Source organism: Ruegeria sp. CDSB022, from assembly GCF_059611145.1.
Genome location: NZ_JBXWOZ010000001.1, coordinates 515,893 through 534,688 on the forward strand (window position 1 = coordinate 515,893; position 18,796 = coordinate 534,688).

At 56.3% G+C, this 18,796-nt stretch carries 15 protein-coding genes and 1 tRNA gene; 11 read left to right on the top strand and 5 right to left on the bottom strand.

Annotation, left to right across the window (positions count from 1 at the left end):
• Positions 1-93: 93 nt before the first annotated feature.
• Both AC2FIZ_RS02565 and AC2FIZ_RS02570 read left to right on the top strand, forming a co-directional pair.
• On the top strand, positions 94-957 hold the full coding sequence (locus tag AC2FIZ_RS02565) for a YihY/virulence factor BrkB family protein (protein WP_142633688.1): 864 nt from the start codon (positions 94-96) through the stop codon (positions 955-957).
• Positions 958-1,078: 121 nt separating this feature from the next.
• The gene (locus tag AC2FIZ_RS02570) at positions 1,079-1,264 is read left to right on the top strand and encodes a hypothetical protein (protein ID WP_496748909.1); all 186 of its coding nucleotides are present in this window, start codon (positions 1,079-1,081) and stop codon (positions 1,262-1,264) included.
• A 2-nt stretch (positions 1,265-1,266) separates the two neighbouring features.
• Here the strand turns inward: AC2FIZ_RS02570 and AC2FIZ_RS02575 are convergent, their stop codons facing one another.
• Both AC2FIZ_RS02575 and AC2FIZ_RS02580 read right to left on the bottom strand, forming a co-directional pair.
• On the bottom strand, positions 1,267-1,983 hold the full coding sequence (locus tag AC2FIZ_RS02575; protein WP_142633692.1) for an RlmE family RNA methyltransferase: 717 nt from the start codon (positions 1,981-1,983) through the stop codon (positions 1,267-1,269).
• Positions 1,983-3,095 (bottom strand): Ppx/GppA phosphatase family protein, encoded by a 1,113-nt coding sequence (locus AC2FIZ_RS02580; RefSeq protein ID WP_142633694.1) that lies wholly within the window; start codon positions 3,093-3,095, stop codon positions 1,983-1,985. Before AC2FIZ_RS02580 ends, AC2FIZ_RS02575 begins: the two co-directional genes overlap by 1 nt.
• 241 nt (positions 3,096-3,336) lie before the next feature.
• On the opposite strand from AC2FIZ_RS02580, the gene AC2FIZ_RS02585 reads away from it, so the two are divergent.
• From AC2FIZ_RS02585 to AC2FIZ_RS02600, 4 genes are all read left to right on the top strand, one after another.
• Positions 3,337-3,633, top strand: coding sequence for a virulence factor (locus AC2FIZ_RS02585; protein WP_142633696.1), 297 nt, complete (start codon positions 3,337-3,339; stop codon positions 3,631-3,633).
• A 26-nt stretch (positions 3,634-3,659) separates the two neighbouring features.
• The gene (locus tag AC2FIZ_RS02590) at positions 3,660-4,586 is read left to right on the top strand and encodes a methylenetetrahydrofolate reductase (protein WP_281995000.1); all 927 of its coding nucleotides are present in this window, start codon (positions 3,660-3,662) and stop codon (positions 4,584-4,586) included.
• Between the two features lie 9 nt (positions 4,587-4,595).
• The gene (locus AC2FIZ_RS02595) at positions 4,596-5,657 is read left to right on the top strand and encodes a methyltetrahydrofolate cobalamin methyltransferase (RefSeq protein WP_281972069.1); all 1,062 of its coding nucleotides are present in this window, start codon (positions 4,596-4,598) and stop codon (positions 5,655-5,657) included.
• Positions 5,658-5,789: 132 nt separating this feature from the next.
• Positions 5,790-5,863: transfer RNA gene (locus AC2FIZ_RS02600), tRNA-Gly, on the top strand.
• 1 nt (position 5,864) lies between these two features.
• On the opposite strand, the gene AC2FIZ_RS02605 is transcribed toward AC2FIZ_RS02600, so the two are convergent.
• Both AC2FIZ_RS02605 and AC2FIZ_RS02610 read right to left on the bottom strand, forming a co-directional pair.
• Positions 5,865-6,722 (bottom strand): class I SAM-dependent methyltransferase, encoded by an 858-nt coding sequence (locus AC2FIZ_RS02605; protein ID WP_496790551.1) that lies wholly within the window; start codon positions 6,720-6,722, stop codon positions 5,865-5,867.
• A 24-nt stretch (positions 6,723-6,746) separates the two neighbouring features.
• On the bottom strand, positions 6,747-8,792 hold the full coding sequence (locus tag AC2FIZ_RS02610) for an ASKHA domain-containing protein (RefSeq protein ID WP_281972071.1): 2,046 nt from the start codon (positions 8,790-8,792) through the stop codon (positions 6,747-6,749).
• Between the two features lie 217 nt (positions 8,793-9,009).
• On the opposite strand from AC2FIZ_RS02610, the gene guaB reads away from it, so the two are divergent.
• The 3 genes from guaB to AC2FIZ_RS02625 all read left to right on the top strand — a co-directional run bounded on the left by guaB (position 9,010) and on the right by AC2FIZ_RS02625 (position 14,092).
• Positions 9,010-10,458, top strand: a complete 1,449-nt coding sequence (gene guaB, locus AC2FIZ_RS02615) for an IMP dehydrogenase (RefSeq protein WP_281972072.1) — start codon at positions 9,010-9,012, stop codon at positions 10,456-10,458.
• Between the two features lie 78 nt (positions 10,459-10,536).
• Positions 10,537-11,694: an RsmB/NOP family class I SAM-dependent RNA methyltransferase gene (locus AC2FIZ_RS02620; RefSeq protein ID WP_281972073.1), complete on the top strand. Its 1,158-nt coding sequence runs from the start codon at positions 10,537-10,539 to the stop codon at positions 11,692-11,694.
• Positions 11,695-11,800: 106 nt separating this feature from the next.
• Complete coding sequence (locus AC2FIZ_RS02625) at positions 11,801-14,092, top strand: hybrid sensor histidine kinase/response regulator (RefSeq protein ID WP_282021233.1); 2,292 nt, start codon at positions 11,801-11,803, stop codon at positions 14,090-14,092.
• A gap of 4 nt (positions 14,093-14,096) precedes the next feature.
• Here the strand turns inward: AC2FIZ_RS02625 and AC2FIZ_RS02630 are convergent, their stop codons facing one another.
• Entirely contained in the window at positions 14,097-14,690 is a 594-nt protein-coding gene (locus AC2FIZ_RS02630; RefSeq protein ID WP_281994593.1) for a sulfotransferase family 2 domain-containing protein, read from the bottom strand.
• 192 nt (positions 14,691-14,882) lie between these two features.
• Between AC2FIZ_RS02630 and recA the strand changes: the two genes are divergently transcribed.
• Both recA and alaS read left to right on the top strand, forming a co-directional pair.
• A complete protein-coding gene (recA, locus tag AC2FIZ_RS02635) occupies positions 14,883-15,947 on the top strand; it encodes a recombinase RecA (RefSeq protein WP_142633714.1) in 1,065 nt (354 codons plus the stop codon).
• A 175-nt stretch (positions 15,948-16,122) separates the two neighbouring features.
• Entirely contained in the window at positions 16,123-18,795 is a 2,673-nt protein-coding gene (alaS, locus tag AC2FIZ_RS02640; RefSeq protein WP_281972076.1) for an alanine--tRNA ligase, read from the top strand.
• Position 18,796: the final 1 nt, after the last annotated feature.

Below are 18,796 nucleotides of genomic sequence, written 5' to 3' on the forward strand. Positions count from 1 at the left end.
TATGCAATGCAACCAAACATTTGGAGTTGGTTAATTGCGTCCAGTCGGGTTTTGCCGGTTCTGGTTCGAATACAGTCAGGGTAGAGTTTTCGGATGACGACAAGTTTGATTCCCCTGACTGGAAGAGTAATTCGAGCCCTTTGGCTGGCCTTGGGGCGATTTGGGGCCAAAAACGGCATGGTTATGAGCAGCCACGTTGCCATGTCCCTGATGCTGGCCCTGTTTCCGTTTGTTCTGTTCACTGTGGCACTGGCTGGTACGCTGTCTCAGGATTATGTCACGGACGAGCTGATCGAACTGATCTTTGGCGCCTGGCCAAAAGATGTCGCCGGCCCGATTGTGGGAGAGTTGCGCTCGGTCCTGGCGGAATCAGGTTCGGGGGTAATCACCCTGGGCGGTCTGCTGGCCATTTTCTTTGCCTCAAACGGCGTAGTTGCGGTGCGGGCAGCCATGAATCAGGCCTATCATGATCATGACGCCTGGCCATTCTGGAAGACACGCTTGCTGTGCCTGGGATTGGTGATTGTTGGCGGGGCGGCCATTCTGGCCATCGCCGCCGTCGAAGTCGTCTTGCCGGTCTACACGCGCCTCGTGTCCGAAAAAACTGACGTTAACGTATCAGACTGGTTGTCTGTGGATCGATTGCGTTGGACCTTTACCGTGGCGGTTCCTGCGGGCACGGTTATCGTTGCACATCTTGTGCTGCCGACGCGCCGCCATCGGCTGTGGCAGATCCTTCCGGGCGTTGTTCTGACACTCGCTCTGTGGGCGATGGGCGGTTGGGGCTTTTCGATCTATATCGGACAGTTCGCCTCGTACAGCGCTACTTATGCTGGTCTTGCGGGGGCGATGGCTGCGTTGATTTTCCTGTATCTATGCGCGGCCATCCTGATTCTGGGCGCTGAATTCAACGGCGCGCTGATGGATTTGCAGGATCAAAGTAACGGACAAACCTGAAGGGCAGGGTGGCTGGGGCTGTAAAATAGCAATTCAAAGCCCGGTTTGCGTCATGAAATCGGCACTTTTCTTACCAAAACTGCATGGGACTGTGACCCCATACGCATCAAGGTGAGGCCTCATGACCAAACTGCCCGAAAGCGCGAAATCGCAAAATCCATCGTCGCTGACCCGGCGGATTGAAGAATTACGGGCCAAACCGGCGACGGATATCAGTCACGGTGAGGCATTGTTGTTGCAAGGAAACGCAATATCTTCGCTGCGTGAACAGCGCCTTGCGCGTTCTCTGGCTGACTTCGTAGATTAACTTCAGCCGCGAAATCCTGTTGCCACAACGAATTTTTCCGAACTGTCGGCGCGGGATGCCGGTGGTTTAACATGCGCCACCTTGTCAAACTTCTGTTTCAGAATCTTCTGCAGATCCCCTTCGGCCCCTCCGGCCAGAACCTTGGCGACAAACGTGCCGCCCTGTTCAAGCACATCAAAGGCGAAATAGGCGGCGGTTTCGCACAGGGCCATGATCCGCAAATGGTCGGTTTGTTTATGCCCCGAGGACGCAGCAGCCATATCTGACATCACCACGTCAGCTTTGCCACCCAACCAGTCTTTGACCTTTTGGTCGGCATCGTCCTCCATAAAGTCCAACTGGTGAACCTCGGACCCGGCCACTGGTTCGACCTCTTGTATGTCGACACCCAGAACAGTGCCGATTTTCTTACCGCTTTTCTCACCCAATGCATTAACGCGCTGGACCGCAACCTGCAGCCAGCCGCCTGGGGCGCAACCCAGATCGACGATGCGCGCACCTGGAACCAGGAAGCGAAATTTATCGTCCAGTTCCAATATCTTGAAAGCCGCACGGCCACGATAGCCTTCGACCTGCGCGCGCTTGACATAGGGGTCATTCAGCTGACGTTCCAACCACCGGGTCGAGCTGATTTTGCGCCCGCGGGCGGTTTTGACCTTAACCTTCAGGTCGCGCTGCCCGCGGCCCGAATTGTTTTTGCCAGTAGGTGTCTTCGCCATCAGAACGGTCCGTCTTCCAATACACCGTCCGCGCTCATCTGCGCATAAAGCAGGCCTTCGCGCAGCCCCCGGTCCGCCACTGAAAGACGGTCGGTTGGCCAACATCGTAACAAAGCCTGCAATATGGCCGAGCCGGACATGATCAGGGCCTGGCGGTCATCGCCGATACGCGGATCTCTCCGCCGCCCCAGTGGGCCGAGTTCTAGATACCCGCGTATCACTTTGTCAATCTGATCGCTTGTCATGCGCAAACCGTCTACCTTGGTCCGGTCATACCGCTTCAATCCCAGATGTGAGGCTGCGACTGTCGTAACCGTGCCACTGGTGCCGACGATCTGAAAACCTTCGCGGGCTTGCTCATCCTTATAAGGCGCAAAATCGGCTAGGTTTTCTTCGAAAAACCAGCTCATCAAAGCAAACCGCGCCGCATCATCTTCGACATCATGGAACTGATCGCGCAGCGTCGCAACGCCGAGGGGAACACTGATCCAATCCACAACCTTGGCTGCAGGAAACGGGCTGTCTGTTGTATGAAATCCATTATGCAGACGCATAATCGCCGCCGGGCGATCCCGACGCGGAAGCGAGGATATGTCGATCCAGACAAGCTCTGTCGAACCGCCGCCAATATCCACAACCAACAACTGTTCTGTCTTAGTGGACACCAGTGGGGCACAGGATATTACGGCCAGACGCGCTTCTTCCTCGGGCTGGATGATCTCAAGCGTCAACCCGGTTTCACCCTTTACCTGGCGAATGAATTCACGTGAATTTTTTGCACGGCGACAAGCCTCGGTTGCGACTAGACGCATCCGCTTGACCTTGTTGCGTTTCAGTTTTTGCTGGCAAATGCGCAACGCCTGAATGGTGCGCGCCATCGACGACCGAGACAAGCGCCCCGTCCGCTCTAAGCCCGCGCCCAACTGCACGGATTTAGAAAAACTGTCCACCACATGAAACCCGCTGCCCTTGGGCTGGGCAATTAACATGCGACAGCTATTTGTTCCCAAATCCAGCGCGGCATAAAGCGCATCAGGATCGGGTCTTGCCGGCGCGGGGCTTTCGACCGCCTTCGGGAACGCGCCCGCACCTTTGGGACGCTTGGGCGCCATCTTCAACGCCCTCCGATTTACGAGTTACCCCGACCATAGGTCGGCCTTTTGGTTCGTGCAAGATACTCATTAAAGTGATGAGAATTTTGAGGTGCGGTTTACAGGAACAATTCGTTAGAAGCCGTGTATCCCGTTGTAGGTGAAAACGTCGTTTGAAATGCGCCTTGTGTCGAAAATCGACCGACCTGCGACCACATTGAAGTTTAGAACCGGTCCATCTGGTTAGGAGGAATCAAAGCAGATGCCTGACGTCACCATCGTATACTGGCGCGACATTCCCGCCCAAGTCATCGTCGGCAAGGGCCGCCGGGGCGCAAAACGGCAGTTGGAAGAACGGTTCGAGCAAGCCATTGACCGCGCTGCCATGAAGGTGAACGCCAAGGACAGCGATGCCTATCTAGCCGAATGGCGCAAGGCCGCGCCTTTCGCGGTTGAGGGCGATCCGTCCGAAATTGCCGAACAGCAGGCTGTGCGTTTGGAAACGGAATATGATCAGGACCGTATCAAGGCTCTGATCGCCAATGACGGTTGGGCATGAGCTCGAAATCTATATGGGAGGCCGCTATGGCTTTGCTGAACTTCAAGAAACGTGATGCCGCCGAAAACGGTCCGGTAAATCCAACCGTCGAAGCCTTCCTGCAGGGCTATTCGATTGAGGTGATGCCGCGCACCGCCGAGAAGGTCGAGGATTTTCGCGCTTTGTTGCCTGAAGGCACACGCGTCTATATTGCCCATATCGAAGGCACTCCGATCGAAGACATGGTCAAGACCGCCAAGCGCATCGCGGCGGACGGCTATCCTGTTATGCCGCATTTCCCGGCGCGGATCATTAAAGACACGGCGACGCTGGAAAACTGGATTTCCATGTACCAGGGTGAAGCAGGTGTGGATCAGGCGCTGTTGCTGGCCGGTGGTGTCGCGAATCCTCATGGTGATTTCGACAGCTCGATGCAGCTGCTGGAAACTGGTTTGTTCGACAAGGCCGGGTTCAAGCGTCTGCACGTCGCGGGCCACCCTGAAGGCAACAAGGACATCGACCCTGACGGATCGACCAAGAATGTTGACGACGCGCTGCGTTGGAAACAGAAGTTCTCTGAGACCACAGATGCCGAAATGGCGCTGGCCACTCAGTTTGCCTTTGACGCCAAGCCGATCATCGCCTGGGCCGACAGCCTGAAAGAGGCGGGGATCGACATTCCGGTTCATATCGGCATCGCCGGTCCGGCAAAACTGCAAACACTGATCAAATTCGCCATCGCCTGCGGCGTTGGCCCGTCACTGAAGGTCCTGCAAAAGCGCGCCATGGACGTGTCCAAGCTGCTGCTGCCTTATGAGCCCACGGATGTGATCACCGAGCTGGCCAACCACAAAGCGGCCAACCCGGATTTCAACATCACAAACGTACACTTCTTCCCGCTTGGCGGCATCAAGACCAACGCCAACTGGGCCATCAACAACGGCGGCGCTTCGGCAAAGCCTGTAACCTCCTAAGGATCGGACATGACCCGTACAGTCGTAGAATCAAAAACAAAAACCGCCGTCCTGGGCTTTGACGAACCGTTCTGCGTGATCGGTGAGCGGATCAACCCGACAGGCCGCAAGAAACTGGCGGCGGAACTGGAAGCAGGCGATTTTTCGACCGTTGAAAAGGACGCCATCGCGCAGGTAGCCGCTGGCGCGACCGTTCTGGATATCAACGCGGGCGTTGTCTATAACTCGAACCCCAATCCGAACGAGACCGAGCCGCCGCTGATGCGCAAGATCGTTGAAATGGTGCAGGGGCTGGTCGAAGTGCCGCTGTGCATCGATTCATCGGTTCCGGGAGCTCTGGAAGCGGGTCTTGAGGCGGCAGAGGGCCGTCCTCTGTTGAATTCGGTCACAGGCGAAGAAGATCGTCTGGAGCTGGTTCTGCCGCTGGTCAAGAAATACAATGTCCCTGTGGTGGCGATCTCAAATGACGATACGGGGATTTCGGAAGATCCCGATGTGCGGTTCGAAGTGGCCAAAAAGATTGTCGAACGGGCCGCTGATTTCGGGATCCCGGCCCATGACATCGTGGTCGATCCACTGGTGATGCCTATCGGCGCAATGGCAACTGCCGGTCAGCAGGTGTTTGCTCTGGTTCGTCGTTTGCGTGAGGAACTGGGCGTGAACACCACTTGCGGGGCGTCCAATGTCTCGTTCGGTCTGCCGAACCGCCATGGTATCAACAACGCCTTCCTGCCAATGGCTATGGGCGCCGGCATGACCTCGGCGATCATGAACCCCGTTGCCTTGCCGGTTGGTCCCAAGAAGCTGGCCGAGAAGAAGGCTGAGGTTGAAGCAAAGGGCATCATCCTGCCGGCGGACATGGATGATGAGACCTTCTGCCAGCTGTTTGGCCTGGGTTCGACCTTGCCGCGCGCCGGTAAAGAGATGGAGGCCATCCGCGCCGCCAACTTGCTGACCAATAACGATCCGCATGGCGGGGCTTGGATCAAATTCAACAAAGCCCCCAGCGAAGCCGGTGCTGAAGGGGCCGGAGGTGGTCGTCGCGGCGGTGGCCGTCGTCGCCGCGCATAAACGTTATAAAACAACATTCTGGCCGGATCTTTTGATCCGGCCTTTTTTGTCTTCGCCGTCGCAAATAGCCTGATGGTTTGGATCAAAACCGCTTGAACCTGATCTTGTACCGGTGATATTCAGCTAGCAGCGGCGGGTATGATGTAATGGTAGCCTGTCAGCTTCCCAAGCTGAACGCGCGGGTTCGATTCCCGCTACCCGCTCCATTCAGTTCGATCGACGCGCTTGGTACAGGTTTATCACCGCCGGGATGTGCAGGCCGGTTTCGGATGTGAACTGGGCGAATTCCTGACAGACCTCGTGCTGGATTGCTGCTGCGTCCTGTTCGGTGCCCTCGAAATGCGCGATGGTTCGCGCGGCGGGGCCGACGCGGGTGCACAAAGCGGCTATTTCCTCTGACCCGCCAGCGCCGGGCAGGTTTACGGAGATGGCTTGGGCCTGAATGTCCGACAGCCCCGCCTGTTGCATCATGCCGGTGACGTGATCCAGATCGTGAAACGCCAGCGGACCCGGCGCGTAACGATCTACCCGAGGCGGCTGCCCAAGGCGTTTTACCGCAGCAATATGGGGTATTTTGAACCACGGGTTGCCATCCAATGGCCCCCAAGCTGCAAAGGTCATCTGCCCGCCGGGTTTAAGTGCGCGGGCGATATTGGCGAATGCAGCAACCGAATCGTCAAAGAACATCACGCCGAACCGTGAAATCGCGGCGTCCAACTGATCGGCAGGAAACCCGAATATCTGCGCGTCAGTATGTTGAAAGCTGATGTTGCTCAGCCCGTTTTCCGAGGCTCGGGCGCTGGCACGATCAAGAAACGCTTGCGATATATCGGCGGCCAGAACATCGCCATCTGGCCCGACCAATCGCGCGGCTGCAAGTGAGCTTTCGCCAGTGCCACAGCCGATGTCGAGCACATGCATTCCTAGTTTAAGCTGGGCATTCTCCAGCACAAGGTCCAGAACCGAAGCCATCAGTTGATCCAACTGATCCTGATATGTCAGCCATTTGGCTCCGGCTTCGGATTTTCCCCAGTATTCTGCCTGTTCCTCATTCACCGACTGCATCGTACCCCTCCGTGGTTGCCGCGACTATGACCTCCGGCGACGGCGGCGGCCAGAGTTTTCCTGATCTCCACCACCGGTGTTGAACGAGGGCGCGGGCAGGGTCGTCACTTTTGCCAATTCCGGGAATGGATCCGTCTTGTGGGGGATCGCGTTCGCTGCCACGAAATGATCCTGAAACTTGGGCTCGATGGCAGTTTCAACCTTGGTGATTTCGCGTACTACGCGTTCAATTTCACTCCGCGACCCGATGTTGCAAAGGGCGATCCGGGCGCCCGTACCGGCGGCGTTGCCCGCGCTTGAAACCTTGTTCAAGGGCGCATCCGGGATCATTCCCAGAACCATGGCATGTTTGGTCGAAATATGCGCGCCGAAGGCACCAGCAAGAACAATGCGGTCGACAGTATCCACGTTCATTTCGTCCATCAAAAGCCGCGCGCCTGCATAAAGCGCGGATTTCGCCAGTTGAATCGCGCGAATATCGCCCTGAGTGACTGTGATACGTGGGCCGCCTTCGGCGCTTGCGTCGTGGATCAGATAGGAATGGGTGCGCCCCTCGGGGACGTTGCGTGATGTGCCCGTTTGTTCTGCGGATCCGATCAGGCCGCTTTCATCCAGCAAACCCGCCATACGCATTTCCGCCACCGCTTCAATAATGCCTGATCCACAGATGCCACTGATGCCAGTGGTTGCGATGTCTTTATCAAAACCCTCTTCATCCGACCATTTCTCGGACCCGATGACGCGAAAACGGGGTTCTTTAGTGACAGGATCAATCTCGATCCGCTCAATCGCACCGGGGGCGGCACGCTGACCAGAGCTGATCTGCGCGCCTTCAAAGGCCGGGCCGGTCGGTGAGGAGCACGCCAGAACCCGGCTGGTATTGCCCAGCAAAATCTCAGCATTGGTGCCTACATCTACGATCAGAACCAGATCTTCGGATTTGCCGGGCTCTTCCGACAAGGCAACCGCCGCACAATCCGCACCCACATGACCCGCAATGCAGGGCAGGATGTAGACCTGCGCACGTGGGTTCATGTTGGTCAGATTCATTTCGCGCGCGGGCAAAGACATGCTTTCGGACGTAGCCAAGGCAAAGGGCGCTTGGCCCAGCTCGACCGGATCCAGCCCAAGCAGCAGATGGTGCATGACCGGGTTACAGACGAACACCGTTTCGACAATCAGGTTGGCGTCAATCCCGGCCTCATCCGCGATGGATGTTGTCAGATCGTTTATCGCTTCGCGAACGGCTCGGGTCATCTCTTTGTCGCCGCCAGGGTTCATCATCGAATAGGACACGCGGCTCATCAGGTCTTCGCCAAAGCGGATTTGGGGGTTCATCAGGCCTGAAGATGCCTTGACCTCGCCTGTGTCCAGATCGGTCAGGTGAGCTGCAATCGTGGTAGAGCCGAGGTCGATGGCCAGACCGAAAAGTCCGTTCTCGTGCAATCCAGGCCAGATTTCCACGATCCGTGCGACCTCGTCCTTGTGGCCTTTATGCACCGCAACGGTGACCTCCCACTTACCCTTGCGCAATATAGGCTGCAGTTTGGACAACAAGGAAAGATCAGCCGTAACGGCCTCGACGTTCCATTGCTCGCGCAGCGCGCGTTCCAGACGTTCCAGATCGCCGGTTGGTGAATGCATGTCGGGTTCTTCTACCGCAACAAAATACAGCCGGGTGGCCGGATCCATTGTGATGGCGCGTGCTGTGGCGGCCTTGCGTACGACCTGACGGTGCACCTGGCTTTCTGGTGGCACGTCGATCACCACATCCCCCTGAACCGTGGCCTGACATCCAAGACGGCGGCCGGGTTTCAATCCGCGCTTGTCGTCATAGCGCTGTTCAACCGCGTTCCATTCGCTTAGTGCACCGTCGGCTACGGTCACGCCGTGCTTGGGAAACTCGCCATAGCTTGGTGTGATCTGGCATTTCGAACAAATCCCGCGTCCACCGCAAACGGAATCCAGATCCACACCCAGTTGCCGTGCCGCAGTCAGAACCGGAGTGCCTACGGGAAAGTGCCCGCGTTTGCCCGATGGGGTAAAGACAACAAGAGGGTCGGTGGTCATGATTGGCCTGCCTTTTATATTCGCGCCTATGTCGGGCAAGATATGGTTTTGTACGCAAAGGGAAAGGCCATTCAGCGGCACGTTTTGTGTGCGTTGCGTCGTTTTTTGCCGCAGCACCGACCAGCAGGTAAAAACTAGTTTATGTCGGGGGCTTTTCCTTAGATGCAATCCATGCAATAGGGTCACCGTCAAACGGGCTTTTGCATGGGGTTAACAGATGCAGATTCGTGAGGCACTCACCTTTGACGACGTTCTTCTGGTTCCGGGCGCATCTTCTGTGCTGCCGGCCACGGCGGATACGACCACGCGCGTGACGCGGGAAATCACCATGAACATCCCGCTGCTCAGCTCGGCGATGGACACGGTGACCGAGGCGCGCATGGCCATCGCCATGGCGCAGGCGGGCGGCATCGGCGTGGTTCACAAGAACCTGTCGATCGAAGAGCAGGCCCGAGAGGTTCGGCGGGTCAAGAGATTTGAATCCGGTATTGTTTACAACCCGGTGACACTGCGGGTGGATCAGACGCTGGCGGACGCCAACGCGTTGGTGCAGCGTTATAACTTCACCGGCTTTCCCGTGGTGGACGAAGAAGGCCGCGTGGTCGGTATTCTGACCAACCGTGATATGCGTTTTGCGACTTCGGATGATACGCCGGTTCACGCGATGATGACCTCGGACAATCTGGCGATGCTTCAGGAACCCGCCGATCTGGAAGAGGCCAAAAGCCTGATGCGCGCGCGTCGGATCGAAAAGCTTCTGGTTGTGGACGGGGCGGGCAAGCTGACGGGTCTGCTGACTTTAAAAGATACTGAACAGGCGGTGCTGAACCCAACGGCCTGCAAAGACCGGTTGGGGCGTCTGCGAGTCGCGGCAGCGACGTCGGTTGGAGACTCTGGTTTCGAACGATCCGAACAACTGGTGGATTCCGGTGTCGACATTATCGTTGTAGACACCGCTCATGGGCATTCTCAAGGGGTGCTGGACGCGGTGAAGCGGGTCAAGACCCTGTCGAACGAGGTGCAGATCATTGCCGGTAACGTCGCCACTGGGGACGCAACCAAGGCGCTGATCGACGCAGGCGCGGATGCCATCAAGGTGGGGATCGGGCCGGGTTCGATCTGTACTACGCGGATGGTGGCCGGTGTGGGCGTGCCGCAGCTGACGGCGATCATGGATTGCGCCGCGGCCGCCGGCGATGTGCCGGTTATCGCGGATGGTGGTATCAAATTCTCGGGCGATTTTGCCAAGGCGATTGCGGCGGGTGCGTCCTGTGCCATGGTTGGCTCAATGATCGCCGGAACAGATGAAAGCCCGGGCGAAGTAATCCTGTATCAGGGCCGGTCGTTCAAATCTTATCGCGGCATGGGCAGTCTAGGCGCGATGGCACGCGGCTCTGCGGATCGCTATTTCCAGAAGGATGCCGCCAGCGACAAGCTGGTGCCCGAAGGGATCGAAGGGCAGGTGCCTTACAAGGGCTCGGCCAGCGCGGTTGTGCATCAACTGGTCGGCGGCCTGCGCGCAGCCATGGGTTATACCGGCTGCGCCACGGTCGAAGAGATGCGAAAGAACTGCAACTTCGTCAGAATCACAGGGGCTGGCCTGAAGGAGAGCCATGTGCATGACGTGCAAATCACACGCGAAAGCCCGAATTATCGAGTGATGTAAATTGCCGGAACCTGAACTGCGGCGCCCCGGTGAGGGCGCCGCTTTGCGTTTTTGCCCTGCACTATAACGGAGAATGAAATGACCCCCGCCGCACGTGTTCAGGCCTCCATCGAAATTCTTGATCAGATTCTTTCGGGTGCCCCGGTCGAAAAGGCCCTGACAGGTTGGGCGCGGCGAAGCCGTTTCGCCGGTTCCAAAGACAGGGCTGCTATTCGCGACCACGTGTTTGGTGCTTTGCGGTGCAAAAGGTCATTTGCGGCGGCAGGTGGGGTGGAAACCGGTCGGGGGTTGATGATCGGCGCGATGCGCATGCAAGAAGTCGATCTGGATCAGATATTCAATGGCGAAGGGTACGCTCCGGCCAGTTTGGAAGAACACGAACAGGCTAAACCATGTGAATCCGACGCCCAGAAATACGACATACCGGAATGGCTTTGGCCAACCTTTCAAGAGTCTTTGGGTGATTTGACCCTTCCAGTGGCCGAGGCATTGCGCGCTCGGGCCCCGGTTCATTTGCGGGTCAATCTGATTAAGTCGAGTGTCGATCAGGCGGTCTCGGTCTTGCTGGCGGACGGCATCCAAGCGAGGCCACATCCCGCTTGTTCGACCGCACTCGAAGTTGTCGAGGGCGAGCGGAAAATCTCAGGAAGCCGTGCCTATACTGATGGGTTGGTCGAACTGCAGGATGCGGCGAGCCAGGCCGTGGTTGAATCATTAGACTTAAACCCCGGCATGCGGGTTCTGGATTATTGTTCCGGCGGTGGCGGCAAAGCCTTGGCCTTGGCCGCGCATCACGGTGTAGATGTGTTCGCGCATGACGTTAATGCGGCGCGAATGCGTGATTTGCCCGCCCGGGCCGAGAGAGCGGGTGCACAGATAACACTCCTGACCAATGACGAGATCTCTGCGCAGGCACCATTCGACATTGTGCTGACGGATGCCCCCTGTTCAGGCAGCGGATCCTGGCGTCGCGCCCCGGCGGGAAAATGGTCTCTTACACAAGATGGACTGAACCGGCTTACGGAAACGCAGCGGACGATCCTAGATGATGTCGCGCCTTTGGTGGGGCCAGCGGGTGTTCTTGCCTATGCAACATGTTCCTTGCTCGAGGTCGAAAACGGTGCAGTGGTCGATGCGTTCGTGGCGGCGCACCCCGAATGGACCGAGACGTTTCGCAAAACGTGGTATGTATCACACGGTACTGACGGGTTTTTCACGTCACACTTGACGCGGTAGTTGGCGGACAAATAGCAACCTAAAGGAGAATTGCTCACTTTGTTAATTAAGTGGGCGTTAACCCTTTTGCGTTGGGTTACACCTAGCCCGGCAAGTTGAGTATTTAATGTCCGATACCGCAGATTTCTATTCTGATCCAAAGTTACGAAATTCACCAAGCGGTTTGCGTCTAGCACCATTGGTTGCGCTAGGGGTGTTGCTCTCACTGCTGCCGCTGGCAGGAATCATTCCCCAAGCCTGGAATCTCGGCCTTGTGGTGGCAGGTGTGTCTTTGCTTGCTGCATCACTGTTGGTCGTGGTGAGGGCGCTGATTTCCGACGACTCGGTACGTCGTGAGCTTAGGGTTATGGAGGTTTTTGCCGAAGAAGAGCTGTACCCCTGCGCGATTGCCAATGCACAGGGTGATGTTCTGATTTGCAATTCTCATGCCCGGGCTCAGCTCCATGTTTTTCCCGGCAACCGGCTGGATGAAGGTCTAAAGTCTATTTTTGCGAACCCGTCGGCAATTTTGCTGCGCCTACAGTCTTTGGCCGAGATCCATGGCCGTGCAAGAGAAGACGTTGTCACTTTAGAGACAACCGTACCGATTTCTGTTCTCGGTGTTGGGAAAAACTTTTTCTTTTGGCGGTTTCATCTGGATGGAACAGGTCAGTGGGATGCTGTGCCTGTGCCCATTTTGACCGAAGGCAGAAACGGAGCATTGCTGCGGATCAACGGGGCGGCGGAACAAATCCTGGGGCAACGACCCGACAACCTTGCACAGGTTCTGACTGGCGCGCAGCCCGAATTGGGTGAGGTTGTGCAGGTACAGACGGCACAGGGGCCAATTCCGGCTACGATGGCCGAACTGTCTCGGTCGGGAACCACGCGCGATCTGCTTGTTCTACCGCTCGATCGTGCACAGGAAAGTGGAATTGGCGCGTCATTTGTGGATCTTCCGGTCCCGGTAATGACCCTGTCTCCCGACGGGAGCATCCTTGAGGCCAACAGGCTGGCAACGCGTCTTGTCGGAAACATAGAGCCCGGAGAATCCAATGTTGTGCATATCATGCATGGTCTGGGATATCCGGTTCTGGATTGGCTGACGCAGGCTTCAAATGAGGGCGCCGTTCCACGATCTGAATTCCTGAGGCTGACACGGGAAGACCGCGAGATATTCGTACAGGTCACATTGAAACGTGTGCTGAGCGAGGGAGAAGTCAGACTGATTGCGGTTCTGAATGATGCTACCGAACTCAAGACTTTAGAAGCGCAATTTGTGCAGGGACAAAAAATGCAGGCCGTTGGCCAACTGGCTGGCGGTGTAGCGCATGATTTCAACAATTTGCTAACGGCGATTTCCGGACATTGCGATCTTCTGCTTTTGCGGCACGACCAGAATGACCCTGACTACGGGGATCTTGTACAAATCAATCAGAACGCAAACCGTGCTGCAGCTTTGGTGAGCCAACTGCTGGCCTTTTCGCGCAAACAGACTTTGCAGCCGGAAATCCTGGATCTCAGAGATACGATCTCAGACCTTATTCATCTGCTAAATCGTCTGGTCGGAGAAAAGATTAAGCTGACACTCAGCCACGATCCCGTTCTGAAAGCGGTTCGTGCGGATAAACGCCAGCTAGAGCAGGTGTTGATGAATCTTGTCGTAAATGCCCGCGATGCAATGCCTGAAGGTGGTGAGGTCAGGATCGAAACCGAAGTGGTCGTGCTGACAGAACGCTTCACAAGGGATCGCGCTACGGTACAACCTGGTGAATACGTCACCGTCAAAGTCATTGATAGCGGTACGGGGATTGCCCCCGATAAGCTACAGAAAGTGTTCGAGCCTTTCTTTACAACCAAACGCACGGGTGAGGGGACAGGTTTGGGCCTGTCGACTGTCTACGGAATTGTAAAGCAAACCGGCGGTTTTATTTTTGTCGACAGCATTCAGGGGAGAGGGACCGAGTTTATTATGTACCTGCCGGTTTCAACCGCCCCCAAAAAAACCGAGGCAGCGCCTGCGCAATCCCCTGAGAAACCAACGGTTCGCCAGGGTGAGGGTGTCGTGCTGCTGGTCGAAGACGAAGCCCCGGTTCGGGCCTTCGCGACCCGCGCACTGAGGTTGAAAGGCTACACTGTGCTCGAGGCCGATTCGGGAGAAGAGGCTCTAAGGCTTCTCGAAGATGGCACATTGAATGTTGACGCATTCGTCACCGATGTGGTCATGCCCGGATTGGATGGTCCGACCTGGGTTCGTATCGCTAAGCAGAACAGGCCAGATGTCCGGGTCATATTCATGTCTGGATACACAGAGGGTGCGTTTGGCGATTCCGGACCAGAGATTTCCGATTCAACTTTCCTGCCCAAACCATTTTCACTAAACCAACTGACCGAAGCTGTTTTTCAGCAGATCAATTAGGGTTTCAAAGTGCCGAGGCGTGGCAATCGAATTCCGCGGAGTGGGTATTGCGGAACTTGGTCAATGTCTCTGCACCCAGTGTTAGGTCTCGTGTGGGTGACACGTTTTCGCGTTGCAGCCGGATATCCATATTCAAGCGGTTTTGCAGGAAATCGAGAATTTTGTCCTGGTTTTCATATTTGAAGACATGGGTGGCGCCACGCCCGTTGTTGCGGGTGCGAAAAAATTGGCTTTGACTGCCGACATCGGCGAATTCAGGTCGGGGTGTGCGCATATAGGCCTGGACGAAATCATCAAAGCTCAGGTCATGTGTTGAATGCGGGTGGTCAAGACGCTCTTGGCGGCCGCGAAACCTATACCAACTGCCTAGCCAATCGACCGGTTCACGAACAACCGCCATGATTTCCATCTCAGTATCGTACATTTTACGGAAAATGTTCTGGAAAAACCGATCATACCGGCGGACAGGTGCGTGTTTCAGATCTGGCGGATCGGTGACAACCAGATCGGCACGGTCCCGCAAAGCCGTATGATAAGCGGTGCTGCCGGTTTTTGGGACAGCCAGAAACGCAAGGCGTTCTTCATAAAAAACAAGCATTTATTCGTCCATCGGCAGTAATTATCTCCAGCGCAGATTGGCGTAAACGACTCCTTAATACAATTACAGAACAGTAAGTAATGTAAGTTTTAGTTGAAATGTTCTCTTTTTGGTCCCATAAGGAACAAGAGGCGAACAAAGCAGCGATTGCCGCCCGTTCAAGGGTGTGACAAAAGGGAAGGCGACAGGACAATGGCGGATCTTCTGACGATGAGCGACAAGAAAAACGCAGATAAGCAAAAGGCGCTCGACAGCGCGCTGGCACAGATCGAACGGCAGTTCGGCAAAGGCTCGATCATGAAGCTGGGCGAGGATTCCAAGCAGGACATCGACGCCAGTTCGACCGGATCGCTGGGTCTGGATATCGCTCTGGGAATCGGCGGCCTGCCGATGGGCCGGATCGTAGAAATCTATGGCCCGGAAAGTTCAGGCAAAACAACGCTGACACTGCACTGCATCGCAGAACAGCAGAAACATGGCGGTGTATGCGCATTTGTCGATGCGGAACATGCGTTGGACCCGCAATATGCGCGCAAACTGGGCGTCGATCTGGACGAGTTGCTGATTTCGCAACCTGACACTGGCGAACAGGCGCTTGAGATTACCGATACGCTGGTCCGTTCGGGCGCGGTGAACATGGTCGTGGTTGACTCGGTCGCGGCGCTGACGCCAAAATCTGAACTCGAAGGCGATATGGGCGACAGCAGCGTTGGTGTGCAGGCCCGGCTGATGAGCCAGGCAATGCGTAAACTGACGGGTTCGATCAGCCGCTCGAACTGTATGGTGATCTTCATCAACCAAATCCGGATGAAAATCGGCGTGATGTTCGGCAGCCCGGAAACCACCACCGGTGGTAACGCCCTGAAATTCTACAGCTCGGTCCGTTTGGATATTCGTCGGATCGGTGCGATCAAGGACCGGGATGAGGTTGTTGGCAACCAGACCCGTGTGAAGGTCGTTAAAAACAAAGTGGCACCGCCCTTCAAGCAAGTTGAATTCGACATCATGTATGGCGAAGGCATCAGTAAAATGGGCGAGCTGCTGGATCTGGGCGTCAAGGCCGGTGTGGTCGAGAAGTCGGGCTCATGGTTCAGCTATGGTGATGAGCGGATCGGGCAGGGGCGTGAGAATGCCAAGCAGTATCTGCGCGACAACAACCGCATCGCGTTTGAGATCGAGGACAAGATTCGCGCGGCACATGGGCTGGAATTCGATGTGCCGCCCGGCGCGGAAGAGGATGATATCCTCGAGGCATAAGTGGTTCGGGAAGAAAGCGATTTTCGCTGCTCTTTCCTAAGAACGAACCATATTCCGAACAAGGCGGTCCGTCGGGGCCGCCTTGTTCCGTTCTGCGACGCTCGCCTGTGGACTATCCCGGGGGAGGCGGATAAACCCTTTTTGAAACAAACTGATCGCGCGCCGAGAGAGCCCTATGTCAACGTTGAACGAAATCCGATCGACCTTTTTGAACTACTTTGCCAAACAGGGGCACGAAGTAGTGGCATCCAGTCCCCTGGTGCCACGCAACGACCCGACATTGATGTTCGTCAACTCGGGTATGGTGCAGTTCAAAAACCTGTTCACCGGGGTCGAAACCCGTGACTATCAGCGCGCGACGACAGCACAGAAATGTGTTCGGGCCGGTGGCAAGCACAACGACTTGGACAATGTCGGCTATACTGCGCGTCACCACACATTCTTTGAGATGTTGGGCAATTTTTCGTTCGGCGATTACTTCAAGCCCGAAGCAATTCCATTCGCATGGGAATTGATCACCAAAGAATTCGGGGTCGATAAAAACCGCCTTCTGACAACGGTTTACCACACCGATGACGAAGCGTTCGAGATGTGGAAGAAGGTGGGCGTTCCCGAAGATCGGATCATCCGTATCGCAACCAGTGACAATTTCTGGCAGATGGGTCCGACCGGCCCGTGCGGTCCCTGCACCGAGATTTTCTACGACCACGGGGATCATATCTGGGGCGGCCCTCCGGGTTCACCTGAGGAAGACGGTGATCGGTTCATCGAGATCTGGAACATCGTTTTCATGCAGAACGAACAGTTCGAAGACGGCTCGATGGTCGAGCTCGACATGCAGTCAATCGACACCGGGATGGGGCTGGAGCGGATTGGTGCCCTGTTGCAAGGAAGCCATGACAATTACGACACCGATCTTTTCAAGACCCTAATCGAGGCCTCGGCGAGTGCCACCAATGTCGATCCTTATGGGGATCAGAACGTACATCACCGCGTGATTGCGGATCACCTGCGGTCGACCTCGTTCCTGATTGCAGACGGGGTAATGCCCAGCAATGACGGGCGCGGCTATGTGCTGCGGCGGATCATGCGTCGTGCGATGCGGCATGCACATCTGTTGGGTGCGAAGGATCCGGTGATGTATCAGCTGGTACCGACATTGGTCCAACTGATGGGTGCCCAGTACACCGAACTTGGCCAGGCTCAGTCGCTGATCGAAGAGACGCTGTTGCTGGAAGAAACCCGCTTTAAGCAAACATTGGATCGCGGCCTGAAGTTGTTGGATGACGAGGTCTCTGACCTGCCAGAGGGTGCGGCACTGTCTGGAGAAGCCGCTTTCAAGCTGTATGATACATATGGTTTTCCGCTTGATCTGACGCAGGATGCACTGCGTGAAAAGGGCCGGACGGTTGATACCGACGGGTTTGATACGGCGATGGCCGAGCAAAAGGCCAAGGCACGCGCTGCCTGGGCTGGATCGGGGGAAGCAGCGGACCAAGCCGTTTGGTTTGACGTTCTGGATATTGCGGGCGCTACGGATTTTCTTGGATACGATACAGAAAAGGCTGAAGGACAGGTCGCGGCAATGGTCGTGGATGGCGCTTTGGTCGACAAGATCGAGACAGGTTGTTCCGGCTGGGTCGTTGTGAACCAAACCCCGTTTTATGGTGAATCCGGTGGTCAGATAGGAGACACCGGCGAAATTCGTCGTCTGGAAGAGCGTGATGATGTCGCGCGGGTCGAGGACACCCGGAAATTTGCGGATGGCAAAATCTATGCGCATCGGGTCACGGTCGATCACGGTACCTTGTCCAAGGGAGACGCAGTTGAGCTTGAGGTAGACCATGTTCGCCGCACCGCCATCCGGGCCAACCATTCGGCCACACATTTGCTGCACGAAGCATTGCGGGAAACATTGGGTGACCACGTTGCGCAGCGTGGTTCTTTGAATGCGGCTGACCGGCTGCGATTCGACTTTAGCCACGCGAAGGCGATGAGCCCCGAGGAAATTCGGCAAGTTGAACGCTCGGTCAACGCTTTCATCCGCCAGAACTCGACCGTCGAGACCCGGATCATGACACCGGATGATGCCCGGGAACTGGGTGCGCAGGCCCTTTTCGGTGAGAAATATGGCGACGAAGTTCGCGTGGTTTCGATGGGCAAAGCGCCAACCGGCAAAGGCCAGGATGGTGAGACTTGGTCGATCGAACTGTGTGGTGGAACGCATGTTCGCCAGACCGGTGATATTGGCGCGCTTGTTGTATTGGGGGATAGCGCCAGCAGTGCCGGTGTCCGGCGGATCGAAGCGCTTACCGGTGACGAAGCCATGGTTTACCTGACCGACCAGGATCAACGTTTGGGGCAGATCGCATCTGAACTGAAAGCGCAACCGGATGACGTTGTATCTCGTGTCAAAGCTCTGTTGGATGAACGTAAATCCCTTCAAAATGAAGTTGCGCAGCTGCGCCGCGATCTCGCGATGGCTGGTGGTTCGGGGCAGGGCGGTAGCGCTGAGGCCAAAACGGTAAACGGTATCTCGTTCCTGGCTCAGTCCCTTACTGGCGTATCTGGCAAGGACTTACCCGCGCTGATCGACGAACACAAAAGCCGACTTGGATCGGGTGCTGTGTTGCTGATTGCGGATACGGGCGGCAAAGCAGCCGTCGCGGCCGGTGTCACAGCTGATCTGACGGATGCAATCTCGGCCGTGGATCTGGTTCGCGCGGCGGTTGCTGAACTTGGTGGAAAAGGTGGCGGTGGACGCCCTGACATGGCGCAAGGTGGTGGCAAGGACGCTTCGAATGCTGATGCCGCGATCAAGGCTGCAGAGAATATTCTTGGAGGTTAAC

Coding starts and splice junctions, on each gene's coding strand:
- AC2FIZ_RS02565 (WP_142633688.1), top strand. CDS start 94: ATGACGACAAGTTTGATTCCCCTGACTGGAAGAGTAATTCGAGCCCTT.
- AC2FIZ_RS02570 (WP_496748909.1), top strand. CDS start 1,079: ATGACCAAACTGCCCGAAAGCGCGAAATCGCAAAATCCATCGTCGCTG.
- AC2FIZ_RS02575 (WP_142633692.1), bottom strand. CDS start 1,983: ATGGCGAAGACACCTACTGGCAAAAACAATTCGGGCCGCGGGCAGCGC.
- AC2FIZ_RS02580 (WP_142633694.1), bottom strand. CDS start 3,095: ATGGCGCCCAAGCGTCCCAAAGGTGCGGGCGCGTTCCCGAAGGCGGTC.
- AC2FIZ_RS02585 (WP_142633696.1), top strand. CDS start 3,337: ATGCCTGACGTCACCATCGTATACTGGCGCGACATTCCCGCCCAAGTC.
- AC2FIZ_RS02590 (WP_281995000.1), top strand. CDS start 3,660: ATGGCTTTGCTGAACTTCAAGAAACGTGATGCCGCCGAAAACGGTCCG.
- AC2FIZ_RS02595 (WP_281972069.1), top strand. CDS start 4,596: ATGACCCGTACAGTCGTAGAATCAAAAACAAAAACCGCCGTCCTGGGC.
- AC2FIZ_RS02605 (WP_496790551.1), bottom strand. CDS start 6,722: ATGCAGTCGGTGAATGAGGAACAGGCAGAATACTGGGGAAAATCCGAA.
- AC2FIZ_RS02610 (WP_281972071.1), bottom strand. CDS start 8,792: ATGACCACCGACCCTCTTGTTGTCTTTACCCCATCGGGCAAACGCGGG.
- guaB (WP_281972072.1), top strand. CDS start 9,010: ATGCAGATTCGTGAGGCACTCACCTTTGACGACGTTCTTCTGGTTCCG.
- AC2FIZ_RS02620 (WP_281972073.1), top strand. CDS start 10,537: ATGACCCCCGCCGCACGTGTTCAGGCCTCCATCGAAATTCTTGATCAG.
- AC2FIZ_RS02625 (WP_282021233.1), top strand. CDS start 11,801: ATGTCCGATACCGCAGATTTCTATTCTGATCCAAAGTTACGAAATTCA.
- AC2FIZ_RS02630 (WP_281994593.1), bottom strand. CDS start 14,690: ATGCTTGTTTTTTATGAAGAACGCCTTGCGTTTCTGGCTGTCCCAAAA.
- recA (WP_142633714.1), top strand. CDS start 14,883: ATGGCGGATCTTCTGACGATGAGCGACAAGAAAAACGCAGATAAGCAA.
- alaS (WP_281972076.1), top strand. CDS start 16,123: ATGTCAACGTTGAACGAAATCCGATCGACCTTTTTGAACTACTTTGCC.